Raw genomic sequence first — 18,301 nt, forward strand, 5'->3', positions numbered from 1 at the left:
CCCGGCGTGTCGGGCGGACACGCCTCGGCCCCCGGCGGTCCGCCGTGGGCGTAACCGGGGGCCGAGGTGGGGTGGCCGGCGCGCGCCGGTCAGGTCATGTTGGCGAGGAACTCGCTGTAGAACAGGCCCAGCGCGATGGCCACCCCGATGCCGGCGATGATCCAGAACCGGACCACGATGTTGACCTCGCTCCAGCCGGCCAGCTCGAAGTGGTGGTGCAACGGCGACATCCGGAAGACGCGCTTACCGGTGGTCCGGAAGGAGATGATCTGGATCACCAAGGACATCGTGATGATCACGAAGAGCCCACCGATGATCGGCAGCAGCAGGATGGTCCGGGTGGACATCGCCATGCCGGCGATCAGGCCGCCCAGCCCCAGCGCACCGGTGTCACCCATGAAGATCCGCGCCGGGGACGTGTTCCACCAGAGGAAGCCGACACAGGCCCCCGCGGCGGCGCCGGCTATCAGCGCGATCTCCAACGGGTCGCGGACCGCGTAGCAGTACGACTGGGTGTAGCTCGGGTCGGCGCACCAGTGCCGGTACTGCCAGAACGCGATCAACGCGTACGCGGCGAGCACCATCACCGAGGCGCCGGTGGCCAGACCGTCCAGGCCGTCGGTGAGGTTCACCCCGTTCGTCGCGCCCATCACCACGAAGATGAAAATGATCACCGCGCCGATCTTGCTGACCTCCAGGGCGTCGATGTCCCGGATGAAGCTCAGCGTGGTGCTGCCCACCGTCTCGGTGTTCGTCACCGCGCCCGACGCGTCGGTCATCGTGCTCGGGAAGTACAGCGCCACCACGCCGAAGACCGCGCCGACCAGGATCTGGCCGAGCAGCTTGCCACGCTTGTTCAGCCCGGCGCTGTTGCGCTTGCGCACCTTGAGGAAGTCGTCGAGGAAGCCCACCGCGCCGGAGAACACCATCAGTCCCAGCAGCACCAGCGCGGTGATGGTCGGCTCGACCTGGGCGATCTGCGCGTCCGGCAGGGTGGTCAGGGCCAGGTGCCCGGCCACGTACGCGATCACCGTGGCCAGGATGAAGACCACGCCGCCCATCGTCGGCGTGCCCTTCTTGGTCTGGTGCATGGCCGGGCCCTCGGCCCGGATCGGCTGGCCGGCCTTGAGCCGGGCGAACACCTTGATCGCGATCGGGGTGCAGAAGAGCGAGACGATGAAGGCCACCCCGACGGCGACGATGACCGCCCTCACGCGGTAGCTCCGTTTCCGGGGGTGCCGTCGGCGCGCAGTGCGTCGGCCACCTCCCACGTCCGGTACCGGGAGCCCTTGACCAGGACGACATCGCCCGGCCGTAGCTCGCCCCGCAGCACCTCGACGGCCGCCGCCTGATCGGTGAGCAGCACCGACTCTCCTCCCCAGTTCCCTACCGCTGTCGCGCCCTCATGGATCGGCGCAGCCGGCTCGCCCACCACGAGCAGCCGGTCGACACCCAGCTCGGCCGCGAGTTGGCCGAGCTCGGCGTGGCCGTCCCGCTCGAACGGCCCCAGCTCGGCCATGTAGCCGAGCACCGCGACCGTACGCCGATCCCGGCCGAGCGTGGCGAGCGCCTTCAGCGCCGCCGACATCGAGGCCGGGTTGGCGTTGTACGAGTCGTCGATCACGGTCACCCCGTCGGGGCGGTCGAAGACGTCCATCCGCCGGGTGGAGACCAACCCCAACTCGCCGAGCGCCGTGGCCAGCTCGGCCAGCGGCATGCCCAGCTCCCGGGCGACCGCCGCGGCGGCGAGGGTGTTGGAGACCTGGTGGCGGCCGGTCAGCCCGAGGCGCACCGGCGCGCTCCCCTCCGGGACGACCAGGGTGTACGACGCGCGCCCCCGGTCGTCCAGCGTGACGTCCTCGGCCCGCACGTCGGCGTCCGGGGCCTCCCCGTAGCGGACCACCCGGGCCCGGGTGCGGCTGGCCATCGCGTCCACCCGCGGGTCGTCGGCGTTGAGCACCGCCAGCCCTTCCGGCGGCAGCGCCTCGACCAGCTCCCCCTTGGCCACGGCGATGGTCTCCTGCGAGCCGAACTCACCGATGTGCGACGTCCCGACGTTGAGCACCACGGAGATCCGCGGCGGGACGATCTCGCACAGGTAGCGCACGTGCCCCACCCCGCGCGAGCCCTTCTCCAGCACCAGGTAGCGGGTGTCCGGCCCGGCGCGCAACGCGGTGTGCGGGTGCCCCAGCTCGTTGTTGAACGAGCCGGGCGGCGCCACCGTGGCCCCGAGCCGGGCGGTGAGCTGGCCGATCAGGTCCTTGGTGGTGGTCTTGCCGGAGGAGCCGGTCAGGCCGATCACGGTCAGCCCGGGCAGCCGGTCCACCACCGCGCGGGCCAGCCGGCCCATCGCGGTCAACGCGTCGGCGACCAGCACCATCGGCACACCGGGCACCTCGCGGGTGCCGAGCACGGCCACCGCGCCGGCCGAGATCGCCCCGGCCGCGTAGTCGTGCCCGTCGACCTTCTCACCCGGGAAGGCCACGAAGAGCGCCCCGGGCCCCACCTTGCGCGAGTCGAACTCGACCGGCCCGGTGACGGTGGCGGCCGGGTCGGCGGCGACCAGCCGCCCCTCGACCGCCGCGGCCACCTCGGCCAGGCTCAGTGCGATCACCGCTGACCCGCCAGGTCCCCGAAGCGGGCCCGCAGCGCGTCGGCCAACTCGATGCTGTCGTCGAACGGGAGCACCTCGCCCGCCACCTCCTGGCCTCGCTCGTGACCCTTGCCGAGCAGCGCGATCACGTCGCCCGGCGCGGCCAGCCGGACGGCCTCGTCGATCGCGGCCCGGCGACCGGCCACCTCGATGATCCGGGCGGCCGTGCCGGCCCGGTACGCCCCGGCGAGCACCTCGGCGCGGATCTCCGCCGGATCCTCGGTGCGCGGGTTGTCGTCGGTCACCAGCACCACGTCGGCCCCCTCCGCGGCGGCGGCCCCCATCACCGGCCGCTTGCCCCGGTCCCGGTCTCCGCCGGCACCGATCACGCAGATCAGCCGGCCGGCGCTCAACTCACGCAGCGCGGCCAGCGCGGCCACGATCGCGTCCGACTTGTGCGCGTAGTCGACGACCCCGCGCACCGGCCCGGCGACGTCGACGAGCTCCAGCCGGCCGGGCACACCGCCGCAGGCGGCCACGCCGGCGGCCGCGATCGCCGGGTCGACCCCGGCGCCGACCAGCGCGGCGATGGCCAGCAGCGCGTTGGCGACGTTGTGCCGCCCGGGCAGCGCCACCCCGGCGGGCAGGACCACACCGTCCGGGCCGTGCGCGGTGAACCGCTGGGCGTACCCCTCGCCATCCACGCCGTCGGCCCACCAGGTCGCCGCCGGGTCGCCGGCGGCCGAGTAGCTGATCGTGGCCGGCCGGTACAGCGGCTTCAGCGCCGGGTCGTCGTGGTTGAGCACCTCGACCGCGCACCGGCCGTCGAAGAGCTGCGCCTTGGCGGCGAAGTAGTCGGCGCTGTCGGCGTGGAAGTCCAGGTGGTCGGAGCCGAAGTTGGTGTAACCGCCGACGGCGAACCGGACACCGCCCACCCGGCCCATGGCCAGCGCGTGGCTGGAGACCTCCATGACCACCGCGGTGACCCCCCGCTCGCGGGCGGTGGCCAGCATGGCGTGCAGGTCGGTCGCCTCGGGGGTGGTACGAACGCTGTCGATCACCAGGTCACCGAGCCGGGTCTCGACGGTGCCGATCAACCCGGTGGTGTGCCCGGCGGCGCGCAGCCCCGACTCGATCAGGTACGCCGTGGACGTCTTTCCGGCGGTGCCGGTCACGCCGATCACGGTCAGCTCCGCGGTCGGGTCGCCGTAGACGGCCGAGGCCAGCTCGCCGAGCACCGCGCGGGGGTCGGGCACCACGAGAGCGGGCAGGCCGGTCTCCGCCGCCAGCTCGGCGCCGGCCGGGTCGGTCAGCAGAGCCACCGCCCCCGCCGCGGCGGCGCCGGCGGCGAACTCCGCGCCGTGCCGGCGGGCGCCGGGCAGCGCCGCGTACAGGTCGCCGGGGCGGACCTCCTGGCTGGCGTGGGTCGCCCCGGTGACGACCACCCCGGCGGCGTCCGCCGGCAGGTCGACGGCGAGCCGGACGGCGAGATCACCGAGCCGGACTCCGGTCACGGTACGTGGACGTGGATTGCCGGGCACGGCGTCAGACCCTACCCGGTCGCACGGTCCCGGCCACACAGCCGCCCCGGTGGTTCTTCGGCACTCACCGATGATGTCTCGCCGTCGCTGCTCAGCGCGGATAGACCACGAACTTGGGCGCCGAGCCGCCGGTGGACGGCGGTACGCGGTAGTGACGCAGCGTGAACTGCATCATGTCGCGGAACGCCGGCACGGCGATGGCGGCACCCCCACCGGCGGGCGCGTACACGAAGACCGCGATCACGTACCGGGGCTTCTCCGCGGGAGCCATGCCGATGAACGAGGACACCTCGCCGGGCTGCTTCTTGCCGTCCACCAGCCGCCAACCGGTGCCGGTCTTGCCGGCGATCCGATAGCCGGGGACCGCCGCGCCCACGCCGGTGGCGCCGTCGACCGTCGTGACCGCCTCCAGCATGGTGCGCAGCGCCGCCGCGTTCTGCGGGCTGAGCACCGACCGGGTCACCGGGGCCGGCGCGGGAGTGCGCTTGCCGTCCGGGCCGATCGTCTCCTTGACCAGGTGCGGCTGGACGTACGTGCCGTCGTTGGCGATGGCGGCGTACGCGGCGGCCATCTGCAGCGGCGTGGCGTCGACGCTGTGCCCGATCGGCACCGACCCGGCCGACGACCCGCTCCACTCGTCGGCCGGCAGCAGCCGGCCGCTGGCCTCGCCGGGCACCCCCTCACCGGTGGGCTGGCCAAGCCCGAACCGCTTCTGGTAGTCGATCAACCGGTCCCGGCCGAGCTTGTCGGCGATGGTGATGGTGCCGACGTTCGACGAGTAGGCGAGCATCCCGGGCACGCTCATCCGCCGGCCGTTGGCGAAGTGCGTGTCGGAGAACCAGGTGTCGCCCTTCTTGATGCTGTTCGCGATCGGCAGCGTGGTGTCCGGGGTGATCACCCCCTCCTGCAACGCCGCGCCGAACGTGATCGCCTTGTGCACCGAGCCGGGGTCGACCACGAAGCTGGTCGCCGCGTCCTCCCGGGCGACCGGATCGCTCGGGATCGGCTTCGCCGCGTTGTAGGTGGGGTGGCTGGCCTGGGCCAGCACCTCGCCGGTGGGCACGTCGATGATCACCGCCGCGGCCGTGGCGCCGCGCTGCTGCCCCATCCCCGCACTGAGGATCTGCTGCGTGCGGAACTGCAGGTCACGGTCGGTGGTGAGGGCTATCGAGCTGCCCGGCTTGGCCGGCGTGGTCCGGCTGTAGCCGCCCGGGATCGGCGCGGCGAGGTCACCGAGGCCGGCCTCGTACACCCGCTTGCCGTCCTGCCCGGCGAGCAGCTCGTCGTAGCGGGCCTCCAGCCCCTCCAGCCCGACCATGTCCTGGCTGGTGAAGCCGATCAGGTTGGCCGCCAGGTCATCGCCGGGCACCTCGCGGCGCTCGTCGCGGTGCACCCCGATGCCGGGCAGCTCGAGCGCCAGCACCTGCTTGGCGTTCGGGATCTCCACCCCCCGGGCCAGGTACTCGAACCGGGACGGGTTGCCGTTCTCCAGCTTGCGGGGCTTCATCAGCTCGGTGAGCCTCGACGCCGGGATGCCGAGCAGCGGGGAGAGCGCCTTCGCGGTGGCGGCGGAGTCCTCGATCTCGGTCGGGTCGGCGAACACGTACCGCGCCTCGACGCTGTGCGCCAGTGGCTCGCCGGTGCGGTCGTAGATCGCGCCGCGCGGCGCGGGCAGCTCGACCGTGCGGGTCCGGTCGGCGACGCCGCCGCCGGCGTACGCCGGGGTGTCCACCGCCTGAAGGAAGATCAGCCGGATCCCGATGGCGGCGAACAGCGCCAGGGTCAGGGCGGTGCCGAGTCGCAGCCGCAGCCGCGGGTCGGCCAGCTTCGGCGGTCGCGGCGGCTTGCGGGACGGCCGCCGGGCCGCCGGGCGGTCGGCGCGGCGCGGCGCGCGCGGCGTGGTCCGTCGGCGCGGCGGCGGCTCGTCGCCGGCCGGGCCACGGGGGGTACGGGGCGCGACGGTGCGCACGACCCCGCCGCGTCCCGCTGCCGGGGCGTCCCGCCGGCCGGATCGGGCGGCGGCCCGGCCTCCGTCGAGCACCTGCAACGCCGGCCGGAACGGGTCGCCGGACCGGGTGCTGCGCGGCGTACGCCGCTGCTCGGCGCCCCCGCTGCGCGGCGGCGTGCCGCGCTCCTCGCGGATGGTCCGACCCCTCGGGGTGTACGCCCGGGCGCCGGAGATGCCCCCCATGCCCGGCTCGCTGGCGCGCGGCTCCCCGTCCCTGGGGCCGGCGTCAGGTGAAGAGCCGCGCCGGGACCCCTTGGGATCCCGGCGCGGCTCGTCCGACCTCGGTGGCACGGGTCAGCCTCCAGAGCCCTGCTGGCTGGTCACCGACGGCTCGCCGGTCGCCGGCTTCGGTACGCCGATGGTCCGGCCGTCCGGCAGCCGGATGTACGCCGGCTCGCCGGCGTCCACCAGGCCCAGCCGTCGCGCCTGGGCAGTCAGGTTGCCCGGCGCCTTGGCCTCGGCGATCTGCTTGTCCAGCTGCTGCTTCTCCAGGTCCAGCCGGGCCTGCTGCTCCTGCAGCTTCTCCAGCCGGAACGCATTCTCGTTGATCTTGGTGTTGACCGCCAGGATGCCCAGCACCCCGCCGACCACCAGGACCACGATCAGCGCCGCGAACGGCGCGCGCGGCACCGACACCGGAGGCGGTGGCGCCACCCGCAGCCGGGGCGGGCGGGCGGTGGCGGCTACGCCGGCCTTCGCGGCCGGGCGCAGCGCGGCGGTGCCCTGGGTCGGGAACTCGCGCGCCCCCCGGGCGCGAGCCTCCCCCTGCCGGTTCACTCGATCGATGCGTGGCGTACCGTTGCCCCCGCGCGGCGCCCGCTCCGCCGCGGTCCGGCCCCCCGACCGCGGTGTGCGCTGCCCGGCGCCGGTGACGTCCCGACGCTCGCGCTTGTCAATGTTCATGTCCCTCCCCCTCTACATCCGTCCCTCTGTCGTCCCCCGGCGTCCCTGGATCCCCCACGGATCCCGCGGACCCCGTCCCCGGTTGGTGCATCGCCTTCACCCGTCGGCGGGACCGTTCGCGGTCGGTCCGCCCCTGCTGTGTCGCGTTCGGGTCGAGTCGCTCCGCGGCCCGCAACCGCACCGAGGCGGCTCGCGGGTTCGCGGCGACCTCCGCCTCCCCGGGCAGTTCGGCGCCCCGGCTGAGCAGCCGGAACGTCGGACCGGACCCGGGCAGTTCGACCGGGAGGTCGATCGGGCCCTTACTGCGGACCCGGTCCGCGAGCGCCACCTTGGTGAGCCGGTCCTCCAGCGAGTGGTAGGACAGGACCACCATGCGACCGCCCACGGTCAGTGCGTCGAGCGCGGACGGCAGCGCTGACTCCAGCGCTGCCAGCTCCTTGTTTACCTCGATCCGCAAAGCCTGAAACGTTCTCTTTGCCGGGTGTCCGCCCGTTCGTCGGGCTGGTGCCGGAATGGAGCCCCTGACCAGCTCCGCCAACCGCGCGGACGAGGTGATCCGGGCGCGTTCCCGCTCCCGGATGATCGCCGAGGCGATCCGGCCGGCGAACTTCTCCTCGCCGTAGACCCGCAGCACCCGGGCCAGGTCCGGATGGCCGTAGGTGTTGACCACCTCCTCGGCGGTCACCCCCCGGGTCTGGTCCATCCGCATGTCCAGCGGAGCGTCCTGGGCGTACGCGAACCCGCGGTCGGGCGCGTCCAGTTGCAGCGACGAGACACCCAGGTCGAACAGGATCCCGTCGATGCCCGGATAGCCCAGCCGGTCCAGCACCTCGGGCAGCTCGTCGTAGACGGCGTGCTCCAGGTGCACCCGGTCGGCGAAACGGGCCAGCCGGACCCGTGCGTGGGCGAGCGCCTCGGTGTCCCGGTCGAGCCCGATCAGGACCGTCTCCGGGTGCGCCTCCAGCACCGCCTCCGCATGCCCGGCCAGGCCGAGCGTCGCGTCGACGTGCACCGTCCGGCCGCCCCGACCCAGCGCGGGGGCCAGCAGCTCGAGACACCGCTCGAGCAGCACCGGCACGTGCGTGCCGCGCAGCTCCCCCATGATGACCCCCACTGGTTGAAACGTCCGTTCGTTCATGCGCCTGCCGTCGGACGGCGCCGCCGTCGTACCGCCAGATCCCCATCCGCTCCCGCCGGGCACCGGGCTCGGCCCGATGACTGGATCGTGCGCCTGGCACCGGGGAAGGGATGCCAGGAACTCGAAAGCGGCTGGAGATCTCGCAGTACGTCGGGCGCCGTCCCGCCCTACAGACCGCCGGGCAGCACCCCCTCCTCGATGTCGGCGAAGTCGTCTTCACTCTCGGCGAGGTAGGTCTCCCAGGCGACCCGGTCCCAGATCTCCACCCGCGTGCTCGCGCCGATCACGACCAGGTCGCGGTCGAGTGCGGCGTACGACCGCAGGTGGGCTGGGATCGTGACCCGGCCCTGCTTGTCCGGCACCTCGTCGTGCGCGCTGGCGAAGAAGACCCGGCTGTAGGCCCGGGCCGCCTTGTGCGTCATCGGTTGCGCGCGCAACTGCTCCGCGATCCGCTGGAACTCGGGCGTCGGAAAGACGTAGAGGCAGCGCTCCTGCCCTTTGGTGATCACGACACCCCCCGCCAGCTCGTCCCGGAACTTGGCCGGAAGGATCAACCGGCCTTTGTCGTCCAGGCGCGGAGTGTGGGTGCCGAGAAACACCGGCCCTACCCCCTCGCCCTTAAGCGGCGTTCGCGGCGCCGCTGACCCCCCGGGCCGGTGAGCCCTCCCGGCCTCACCATTGGGCCCCACTCTACTCCACTTCCCTCCACCTGCAACCAGAATCGACCGCGTGGCGCGCCCTATCCGTGGGCAAAACCGCACGTCACAGGGGGTGGGGCGGAGTGGAGGGCCCGGACCGCCGCCCGGCGTGGTCCGCTTTCCGACATTGATCGACTCCGTCCGGTGGAAGCCGACTCGGCCACCCGAGTCCGCACCACAACCGAACGGTTCGCCGTCGGCGGCGATCTGGTGGGGTGGGTGGTCCGGTAACCTCGCTCGCGTGACGGACGCGAAAATGCCCCTACGGGCCAAGGTGGCCAGCTCCGTGTCACGGACCGCCGCGGCGCTCTCCCGGGCGGCCGGCCGTGGCGACGGTTCGGTGATCGGCGGGTGGATCGGGCTGAAGATCGACCCGGACCTGCTGGCCCACCTGTCGGCCGGGCGCGCGATCGCGCTCGTTTCCGGCACCAACGGCAAGACCACCACCACCCGGCTGGCCGCCGCCGCGGTCGGCGTGCTCGGCCGGGTCGCCACCAACTCGTTCGGCGCCAACATGCCCAGCGGGCACACCTCGGCGCTCGCCAAGGCCGGCAGCACCCCGTACGCGGTGCTGGAGGTCGACGAGCACTACCTCGCCCAGGTGCTGGAGGCGACCGAGCCGCACGTGGTCGCGCTGCTGAACCTCTCCCGCGACCAGCTCGACCGGGCCAAGGAGGTCGCCATGATGGCGCAGCTCTGGCGCGCGGCGCTGGTCCGGCACACCGACGTGCGGGTGGTGGCCAACGCCGACGACCCGATGGTCGTCTGGGCCGCCACCCCGCCGGCCGACCCCGCCCGCGGCATCAACCCGCCGCACGTGACCTGGTTCAGCGCCGGCCAGCGCTGGCACGACGACTCCTGGGTCTGCCCCGAGTGCGGCTCCACCATCCAGCGCTCCGGCGACCAGTGGTGGTGCACCGGCTGCGCACTGCGCCGGCCGGAGCCGCAGTGGGTCGTCGAGGACGAGGGCGTGCTCGACCCCACCGGCGCCTGGCACAAGGTCTCCCTCCAACTGCCCGGCAAGGTCAACCTCGGCAACGCGGCGACCGCGCTGGCCGTGGCCGCCGAGTTCGGCGTCCGCCCGGTCGACGCGGTGTCCCGACTCGGCATCGTCACGTCGGTCGCCGGCCGCTACGCGCAGGTGGACAAGGACGGGCGCAACATCCGGCTGCTGCTGGCCAAGAACCCGGCCAGCTGGCTGGAGGCCTTCGACATGGCCGACGAGGCGCCCACCCTGCTCTCCATCAACGCGCGCGACCCCGACGGGCTGGACACCTCCTGGCTCTTCGACGTCGACTTCGCCCCGCTGCGCGGCCGGCAGGTGCTGATCACCGGCGACCGGGCGTACGACCTGGCGGTCCGGCTGAACGTCAACGACGTGCCGTTCCAGCACGTGCGCACCTTCGACGACGCGATCCGGTCGGTCCCGCCCGGGCGGCTGGAGGTCATCGCGAACTACACCGCGTTCCAGGACATCCGAGCGGAGTTGGACCGTGTCAACTGAGAGCCTGCGCATCGTCTGGATCTACCCCGACCTGCTCTCCACCTACGGCGACCGGGGCAACGCCCTGATCCTCGCCCAACGGGCGCGCCAGCGCGGCATGCCGGTCGAGGTCATGGAGGTCCGCTCCGACCAGCGGCTGCCCGCGACCGCCGACATCTACCTGGTCGGCGGCGGCGAGGACGGTCCGCAGGCGCTGGGCGCGCAGCGGCTGATCGCCGACGGCGGTCTGCACCGGGCGGTCGCCCAGGGCTCGGTGGTGTTCGGCGTCTGCGCCGGCTACCAGCTGCTCGGCATGTCGTTCTTCGCCAAGGGTGTGCAGTGCCGCGGCCTTGAGCTGCTCGACCTGCAGTCCGACCGGGGCCCGAGCCGGGCCGTCGGCGAGCTGGCCGGCGAGATCGATCCGCGGCTGGGCCTGCCCGCGCTGACCGGCTTCGAGAACCACGGCGGCCGCACCCACCTCGGCCCGGAGGTCGCGCCGCTGGCCCGGGTGACCGCCGGGGTCGGCAACGACGGCAGCACCGAGGGCGCCTGGCGCGGCAAGCTGCTCGGCACGTATTCGCACGGGCCCGCACTGGCCCGCAACCCGGCCCTGGCCGACCTGCTGCTGCGCTGGGCCACCGGCGCGCACCAGCTCCCGCCGCTGGACGACACCTGGTCGGACCGGCTCCGGAACGAGCGCCGCGCCGCAGTGGCCGCCGCCCGGGCATGATCCGGGCCGTCCGGCGGCTGCTCCGGCAGCCGTCGGCCGTCCGGTTCGCCCTGCTCGTGCTGCTGATCGGCGTCTGCGCGCTGCTGTTGCTCCTGGCGCCCCGGCCGGATCCGGCGCGGCTGCCGCAGCTGGCTGACCGGCTCGGCGACCTCGCCCCGGTGGCGGCGGTCCTCGGCGGCGCGCTGCTGCTGGTCGCGTTGGTCCCCCGGACGTTCATCACGCTCGCCGCCGGCGCCATCTTCGGTCCGCTGGAGGGCGCCGCGTACGCCCTGGGCGCCGCGCTGGTGGCGGCGGCGGTCGGGTTCACGGTCGGTCGGCTGCTCGGCCGGGAGTTCGTCGCCGAGCGGGTCCGCGGCCGGCTGGCCCGCCTCGACGGCTGGTTCGCCCGACAGAGCGTGCTCGGCGTGATCACCGTCCGGCTGCTGCCGATCGCCGGCTTCGGGCTGGTCAGTTACGGCTACGGCACCACCGGAGCCCGGATGCTGCCGTTCCTGGCCGGCAGCGTGATCGCCTCCGCCCCGACCGCCTTCGGTTACGCCGCGATCGGCGCGGCGGTCAGCTCCCCCGGCCACATCAACTGGTACGCCGCCGCCCCGGCCAGCCTCGGCCTGATCGCCAGCGTGGTGCTGATCTCCCGGTGGTGGCGCGCCGAGCGGCGGCGCCGGCCGGTGGTGAGCCGACCGTGAGCCGGACCGACGGGCCCGGCGAGCAGCGGCTCGCGGGCGGCTTCGTGGCCGAGGTGGTCCGGGTCGGTGACACGGTACGGCGTACGCCGCCGGCCAACCTGGACTTCGTCGGCGCGCTGCTGCGCCACCTGGCCGGGGTGGACGCGGACCTCGCGCCCCACTACCTGGGCGTCGACGCCCACGGCCGGCAGATCCTCAGCTACGTCGCGGGTCGGGTGCCGTGGCGGGACCGGGAGGATCCCACCTTCTTCGCCGACCCGGCGCTGGTGCGGCTGGCCGAGCTGATCCGGCGGCTGCACGACGCGTGTGCGGGCACCGCGCTGGCCGGCGACGCCGAGACGGTGTGCCACCGCGACCTGTCCCCGAAGAACACGGTGTACCGGGACTCCCCGGCCGGACCGCTGCCGGTGACCTTCCTCGACTGGGACCTGGCCCGGCCGGGCCGAAGGATCGAGGACGTGGCGTTCGCCGGCTGGCACTGGGCGGCGTTGGGCGAGGGCGCCGATCCGACCGAGCTGGGCCGGCGGTGCCGCGTGCTCTGCGACGCCTACGACGCGGCGTGCGGCGCGCCCGTCCGTCCGGCACTGCCTCGCCACGAGCTGGTGGGCCTGATGCTCGACCAGATCGAGAGCACCTGGCGGACCATCGACGCCGGCGCCGACCGCGACGAGCCGGCCATGCGCCGACTGCGCGACCTGGGCGCGGTCGAGGGGGTACGCCGCTGGCAGGACTGGCTGCTCACCCACCGCCCCGCCGTGGTCACGGCGTTGACCGCCTGAGGCGGTGCCGCACGTCGAATAACCGGCCTGCCGCGCCCGCGGAGGCGGCGTGCCGCGCCCGGCGGCGCGTGCGCGCCGGAGAGCGTTATGACTCAGAGGCATATTTATACCTCTGAGTCATAACGCTCGTCACAGTGTCAGGCGACGACCGAGACCACCCGGCCCGGGACGACGATGACCTTGCGAGGTTCCTTACCGGCCAGGGCGGCGGCCACCGCCTCCAGCGCGGCCGCGCGGACGGTCTCCTCGGACGAGTCGGCCGGAACCTCGATACGGCCACGCACCTTGCCGTTGATCTGCACCGGATAGGTGACCGTGTCCACCACCAGCAGCGCCGGGTCGGCCGTCGGGAAGTCCACATACGTCAGCGACGTGTCGTGGCCCAGCCGACGCCACAGCTCCTCGGCGACGTGCGGGGCGAACGGCGCCACCATCAGCACCAGCGGCTCGGCCACCTCGCGCGGCGTCGCCGACAGCCGGGTCAGCCCGTTGGTCAGCTCGATCAGCTTCGCGATCGCGGTGTTGAACCGGATGCCGTCCATGTCGCCGCGGACCCCGTGGATCACCTTGTGCAGCAGCCGGCGGGTCGCCTCGTCGGCCGGCTCGTCGGTGACCCGCAGCGCACCGGTCTCCTCGTCGATCACCGCCCGCCAGACCCGCTGCAGGAACCGGTACGACCCGACCACCGCCCGGGTCTCCCACGGGCGGGACACCTCCAGCGGGCCCATCGACATCTCGTACACCCGGAACGTGTCGGCGCCGTACGCGGCGCACATGTCGTCGGGGGTCACCACGTTCTTCAGCGACTTGCCCATCTTGCCGTACTCGCGGTTGACCACCACGTCGTCCAGGTAGTAGGCGCCGTCGCGCTCGATGACCTCCTCGGCCTGCACGTAGCTGCCGCGCGAGTCGGTGTACGCGTACGCCTGGATCATGCCCTGGTTGAACAGCTTGCGGAACGGCTCGAACGACGACACGTGCCCCAGGTCGAACAGCACCTTGTGCCAGAACCGCGCGTACAGCAGGTGCAGCACGGCGTGCTCGGCGCCGCCGACGTACAGGTCGGTCCCCCCGCAGTCGCCCTCGCCGCGCGAGCCCATCCAGTACCGCTCGTTCTCGGCGCCGACGAACCGCTCGCTGTTGGTCGGGTCCAGGTAGCGCAGCTCGTACCAGCAGGAGCCGGCCCACTGCGGCATCACGTTGGTCTCCCGGGTGTAGCGCTTCGGCCCGTCACCCAGGTCCAGCTCCACCTCGACCCAGTCGCGGCGACGCGACAGCGGCGTCTCCGGGTTCGAGTCGGCGTCGTTCGGGTCGAACGTCTTCGGCGAGAAGTCGTCCACCTCCGGCAGCTCGACCGGCAGCATCTCGTCCGGCAGGGCGATCGCCGCGCCGGTCTCGTCGTAGACGATCGGGAAGGGCTCACCCCAGTAGCGCTGCCGGGAGAACAGCCAGTCGCGCAGCCGGTAGGTCACCGCGCCGGCCCCGTGCCCGTTCGCCTCCAGCCAGGCGATGATCGTCGACTTGGCGTCGGCGACCCCCAGGCCGTCCAGGTCCAGGCCGCGCTCGGGCGCCGCGCTGTTGATCGCCGGACCGTCCCCGGTGTACGCCTTACCGTCGAAGCCCTCCGACGGCTGCACGGTCCGCACGATGGGCAGCTCGAAGACCTCGGCGAACGCCCAGTCCCGCTGGTCCTGTGCGGGCACCGCCATGATCGCGCCGGTGCCGTAGCCGGCCAGCACGTAGTCGGCGATGAAGATCGGGATCTGCCCGTCGGTGACCGGGTTGGTGGCGTACGCCCCGATGAAGACGCCGGTCTTCTCCTTGGTGTCGGCCTGCCGCTCGATGTCCGTCTTGGCCGCCGCCGCCTTGCGGTACGCCTCGACGGCCGCACGCGGGCTGGCGTGCCCGCCGGTCCAGGCGTCCCGCGTCCCCTCCGGCCAGGCGGTCGGCACCAGCGTGTCGACCAGTTCATGCTCGGGCGCCAGCACCATGTAGGTGGCGCCGAAGATGGTGTCCGGCCGGGTCGTGAACACGCGCACGGGCGCGCCGGCGGTCGGGAAGTCGATGTGCGCGCCGGTGGAGCGGCCGATCCAGTTGCGCTGCGAGTGCTTGATCGCCTCGGGCCAGTCCAGGCTGCCCAGGTCGTCCAGCAGCCGGTCACCGTACGCGGTGATCCGCATCATCCACTGCTTCAGGTTGCGCTTGAAGACCGGGAAGTTGCCCCGCTCGGAGCGGCCGTCGGCGGTGACCTCCTCGTTCGCCAGCACGGTGCCCAGCCCCGGGCACCAGTTCACCGGGGCCTGCGAGACGTACGCCAGCCGGTGGTCGTCGACGACCTGCCGGCGCTCGGCGATGCTCAGCTCGGCCCAGGCCCGGCCGTCCGGAGTCGGCCGGTTACCGCCCTCGAACTCGGCGATCAGCTCGGCGATCGGCCGCGCCCGCCCGGCGTCCCGGTCGTACCAGGAGTTGAAGATCTGCAGGAAGATCCACTGGGTCCAGCGGTAGAAGTCGGTGTCGATGGTGGCCACCGAGCGACGCTCGTCATGCGCCAGCCCCAGCCGGCGCAGCTGCGCCTTGTACCGCTCGATGTTCGCCACCGTGGTGGTCCGCGGATGCGTGCCGGTCTGCACCGCGTACTGCTCAGCGGGCAGGCCGAACGCGTCGAAGCCCATCGCGTGCAGCACGTTGCGCCCGGCCATCCGCTGGTAGCGGGCGAAGCAGTCGGTGCCGATGTAGCCCAGCGGGTGGCCGACGTGCAGGCCGGCGCCGGAGGGGTAGGGGAACATGTCCAGCACGTACAGCTTCTCCGCACCGGCCCGGGGGTGGTCCGGGTCGGCCAGCGGGCCGGTCGGGTTCGGGGCGTGGAACGTGCCCTCGCGCGCCCAGATGTCCTGCCAACGGTTTTCGATCTCGTCGGCCAGGGCCGCGGTGTACCGGAACGGGGGGATGTCGCCCGCCGGTGCGGCTGCCTCACTCATGGTCTCTCCTCGCTCAGCTTCGCTTCGTCTCGGCGCCACCGGGCCGGCCGGCGACGGGCACAAAAAAGCCCCTCGCGCAGGAGGGGCCGCCGTGCTGTCGCGCGTTCAGCGCATCAGCACGGCCCGGTAAGAAGCAGGAAAGCTCCGGCCATGCCCGGCAGTGTACCTCGCCGCCGGGCCTGGCTGGCGTGGCCCGGGACGAGCCGGGTCCGATCGCCCGAGTTGGCGAATATCGGTGCGTAACCGACGGACTACCTGCGGGGGTCGGCGTTAACGACAAACATGGTTAGCCTGAGAGGCCAGTGAGATTTCTGCGGCAAACGAGGCTCGACGTCGCGAACCCAACGGCGGGTCCAGGTGCTCTATACAGAGCTGCAGTGACGGCGACGAGGAGGAGGCCCGTGACACAACAGACCTGGGACGAGGTGGGCGGCTTGCTGCCGCACGACGAGTTCCGCGCCGCCAGCGAGGCCATCGTGGCCAACATCGAGCAGGTCATCGAGGGTAAGACCGCCACCGTGCGGCTGGCCCTGGCCGTCCTGCTCGCCGAGGGCCACCTCCTCATCGAAGACGTCCCCGGCGTCGGCAAGACCAAGCTGGCCAAGGCCCTCGCGCGGTCCATCGACTGCACGGTGCGGCGGATCCAGTTCACCCCCGACCTGCTGCCGAGCGATGTCACCGGCGTCAGCGTCTACAACCAGGAGACGCACGACTTCGAGTTCCGCCCCGGTGCCGTCTTCGCCAACCTGGTCGTCGGCGACGAGATCAACCGGGCCTCGCCGAAGACCCAGTCGGCGCTGCTGGAGTGCATGGAAGAGCGGCAGGTCACGGTCGACGGGGTGACATACCAGCTGCAGACCCCGTTCATGGTCATCGCCACCCAGAACCCGATCGAGATGGAGGGCACCTACCCGTTGCCCGAGGCGCAGCGCGACCGGTTCACCGCCCGGATCGCGATGGGCTACCCGGACGCCGGCGCCGAGCTGGCGATGCTGGACGGGCACGGCGCCACGGACCCACTGAACGAGCTGCGTCCGGTCTCCGACGCGGACATCGTCCGGCAGCTCATCGCCACGGTCCGGAAGGTGCACGTCGCGGACGCGGTAAAGCAGTACGCCATCAACCTGGTCACCGCCACCCGCGAAGCCCCCGACCTGCGTCTGGGCGCCTCCCCCCGGGCGACCCTGCAGCTGCTGCGCACCGCCCGGGCGGTCGCCGCCCTCGAGGGGCGCGACTACGTCCTCCCCGACGATCTGCAGGCTCTCGCGGTGCCGGTGCTCGCGCACCGGATCATCCCGACCGCCGACGCCCAGCTCGCCCGCCGCACCACCGACGCGATCGTCTCCGAGCTGGTGCACCGACTGCCGTTGCCACACGACCGGCAGCGCTCCCCCTACGACACCCGGCCCGCCACCGGCAACGGTCGCGCGCCCTACGAGCCGCGGAGGCCGTGACGTGCGTGCCGGGCTGCGCGGGCTGACCACCCGCGGGCGCTCGTTCCTCGCCGCCGCGGTCGCGGCGGCGATCTCGGCCGGCATCCTGGGCGAGAAGGATCTGCTCCGGGTGGCCGTGCTGCTGGGCATCCTGCCGCTGCTGGCCGCCGCCTACGTCGGGCGCAGCCGCTACAAGCTGGCCTGCAACCGATCGCTGGATCCGCACCGTGTGCCGGTCGGGGCCAACTCCCGGGTGGTGCTGCGCCTGCAGAACCTCTCCCGGCTGCCGACCGGCACCCTGCTGCTGGAGGACCGGCTGCCGTACGCCCTGGGCAGCCGGCCCCGGGTGGTGCTGGAGCGGTTGGGCGCGCACCAGGCCAGCTCGGTGGCGTACACCGTGCGGGCCGACGTGCGGGGCCGCTACGACGTGGGCCCACTGGTGGTCCGGATGACCGACCCGTTCGGTCTCTGTGAGCTCAGCCGGGCGTTCCCCAGCACCGACCACCTGACGGTCATCCCGCAGGTCACTCCGCTGCCGTCGGTCCGGCTCCCCGGTGAGTACGCCGGCAGCGGCGACAGCCGGGCCCGCTCGGTGGCGGTGCACGGCGAGGACGACGCGGCGACCCGGGAGTACCGGCGCGGCGACGACCTGCGCCGGGTGCACTGGAAGTCCACCGCCCGCACCGGTGAGCTGATGGTGCGCCGCGAGGAGCAGCCCTGGGAGAGCCGGGCCACGGTCGTGCTGGACACCCGCGCGTACGGCCACCGCGGCGACGGGCCGACGGCGAGCTTCGAGTGGGCCGTCTCCGCAGCCGCGAGCATCGCGGTACACCTGCGGCAGGCCGGCTACAAGCTGCGGCTGGTCACCGGCTCGGGGGTCGACGTGGACGCCTCGGAGGCCGGTGGCGACGGTGCCCTGCTCGACCACCTCGCCGAGGTCCGGTTGGACCAGCGGGCCGAGGTGGCCGGCCTGGTGCAGCGGGTCCGGCAGCGCGCCGACGGCGGTCTGATCATCGGGTTGTTCGGCGCGGTGAGCGTGGCCGAGGCCGAGCTGCTGGCCGGGCTGCGGGGCAACGGCGCCACCTGCGTCGGCTTCCTGCTGAACAGCTCCACCTGGCTCAGCCTGCCCGAGAAGGCCCGGGCCGAGGCGGAGCACGTGCACGGCGCCGCCGCGCTCGCCATGCTGCACAGCGGCTGGCGGGTGGTCGGCGTCGACCACGGCAGCCGACTGCCGGCGCTCTGGCCGCAGGCCGGCCGGGGCCCGCAGGGGTTCGCCCTGCGCGCCGCGCTGGCCGAGACGGTCGCCGGCGGCGTGCGATGAACGGAAGGCT

The 18,301-nt window shown here is 73.1% G+C and carries 14 protein-coding genes; 6 read left to right on the top strand and 8 right to left on the bottom strand.

The genetic code is table 11. From position 1 onward, the window contains the following. Positions 1-89: 89 nt before the first annotated feature. From mraY to mraZ, 7 genes are all read right to left on the bottom strand, one after another. The gene (gene mraY, locus ACWD5O_RS07340; protein ID WP_354965000.1) at positions 90-1,214 is read right to left on the bottom strand and encodes a phospho-N-acetylmuramoyl-pentapeptide-transferase; all 1,125 of its coding nucleotides are present in this window, start codon (positions 1,212-1,214) and stop codon (positions 90-92) included. Then, a complete protein-coding gene (locus ACWD5O_RS07345; protein WP_354965001.1) occupies positions 1,211-2,614 on the bottom strand; it encodes a UDP-N-acetylmuramoyl-tripeptide--D-alanyl-D-alanine ligase in 1,404 nt (467 codons plus the stop codon). The genes mraY and ACWD5O_RS07345 overlap by 4 nt, the downstream gene beginning before the upstream one ends. After that, positions 2,611-4,134, bottom strand: coding sequence for a UDP-N-acetylmuramoyl-L-alanyl-D-glutamate--2,6-diaminopimelate ligase (locus ACWD5O_RS07350; RefSeq protein ID WP_450084834.1), 1,524 nt, complete (start codon positions 4,132-4,134; stop codon positions 2,611-2,613). The genes ACWD5O_RS07345 and ACWD5O_RS07350 overlap by 4 nt, the downstream gene beginning before the upstream one ends. Before the next feature lie 91 nt (positions 4,135-4,225). Then, entirely contained in the window at positions 4,226-6,433 is a 2,208-nt protein-coding gene (locus ACWD5O_RS07355; RefSeq protein WP_354965003.1) for a peptidoglycan D,D-transpeptidase FtsI family protein, read from the bottom strand. A gap of 3 nt (positions 6,434-6,436) precedes the next feature. Next, positions 6,437-7,045: a hypothetical protein gene (locus ACWD5O_RS07360; RefSeq protein ID WP_354965004.1), complete on the bottom strand. Its 609-nt coding sequence runs from the start codon at positions 7,043-7,045 to the stop codon at positions 6,437-6,439. Then, positions 7,035-8,147 (bottom strand): 16S rRNA (cytosine(1402)-N(4))-methyltransferase RsmH, encoded by a 1,113-nt coding sequence (rsmH, locus tag ACWD5O_RS07365; RefSeq protein WP_450084892.1) that lies wholly within the window; start codon positions 8,145-8,147, stop codon positions 7,035-7,037. The genes ACWD5O_RS07360 and rsmH overlap by 11 nt, the downstream gene beginning before the upstream one ends. 203 nt (positions 8,148-8,350) lie before the next feature. Continuing rightward, positions 8,351-8,782 carry a division/cell wall cluster transcriptional repressor MraZ gene (mraZ, locus tag ACWD5O_RS07370; RefSeq protein ID WP_450084835.1) on the bottom strand — a complete coding sequence of 144 codons (432 nt, stop codon included), beginning with the start codon at positions 8,780-8,782 and terminating at the stop codon, positions 8,351-8,353. A 355-nt stretch (positions 8,783-9,137) separates the two neighbouring features. Here mraZ and ACWD5O_RS07375 point away from each other — a divergent pair, with 355 nt between their 5' ends. Genes ACWD5O_RS07375 through ACWD5O_RS07390 form a run of 4 tightly spaced genes read left to right on the top strand, consistent with a single transcriptional unit; the run spans position 9,138 to position 12,559 of the window. Next, complete coding sequence (locus tag ACWD5O_RS07375) at positions 9,138-10,385, top strand: MurT ligase domain-containing protein (RefSeq protein WP_354965125.1); 1,248 nt, start codon at positions 9,138-9,140, stop codon at positions 10,383-10,385. Continuing rightward, entirely contained in the window at positions 10,375-11,094 is a 720-nt protein-coding gene (locus ACWD5O_RS07380) for a type 1 glutamine amidotransferase (RefSeq protein ID WP_354965005.1), read from the top strand. Before ACWD5O_RS07375 ends, ACWD5O_RS07380 begins: the two co-directional genes overlap by 11 nt. Further along, positions 11,091-11,780 carry a TVP38/TMEM64 family protein gene (locus ACWD5O_RS07385; protein ID WP_354965006.1) on the top strand — a complete coding sequence of 230 codons (690 nt, stop codon included), beginning with the start codon at positions 11,091-11,093 and terminating at the stop codon, positions 11,778-11,780. The genes ACWD5O_RS07380 and ACWD5O_RS07385 overlap by 4 nt, the downstream gene beginning before the upstream one ends. Continuing rightward, a complete protein-coding gene (locus tag ACWD5O_RS07390; RefSeq protein WP_354965007.1) occupies positions 11,777-12,559 on the top strand; it encodes a phosphotransferase in 783 nt (260 codons plus the stop codon). The genes ACWD5O_RS07385 and ACWD5O_RS07390 overlap by 4 nt, the downstream gene beginning before the upstream one ends. 137 nt (positions 12,560-12,696) lie before the next feature. Here ACWD5O_RS07390 and leuS read toward each other — a convergent pair whose 3' ends face one another. Continuing rightward, on the bottom strand, positions 12,697-15,537 hold the full coding sequence (gene leuS / locus ACWD5O_RS07395; protein WP_450084836.1) for a leucine--tRNA ligase: 2,841 nt from the start codon (positions 15,535-15,537) through the stop codon (positions 12,697-12,699). Positions 15,538-15,938: 401 nt separating this feature from the next. On the opposite strand from leuS, the gene ACWD5O_RS07400 reads away from it, so the two are divergent. Both ACWD5O_RS07400 and ACWD5O_RS07405 read left to right on the top strand, forming a co-directional pair. Beyond that, positions 15,939-16,991 carry an AAA family ATPase gene (locus ACWD5O_RS07400; protein WP_354965009.1) on the top strand — a complete coding sequence of 351 codons (1,053 nt, stop codon included), beginning with the start codon at positions 15,939-15,941 and terminating at the stop codon, positions 16,989-16,991. Between the two features lies 1 nt (position 16,992). After that, positions 16,993-18,291, top strand: a complete 1,299-nt coding sequence (locus tag ACWD5O_RS07405; protein WP_354965010.1) for a DUF58 domain-containing protein — start codon at positions 16,993-16,995, stop codon at positions 18,289-18,291. Positions 18,292-18,301: the final 10 nt, after the last annotated feature.

This window comes from Micromonospora sp. NPDC005161 (genome assembly GCF_053599855.1).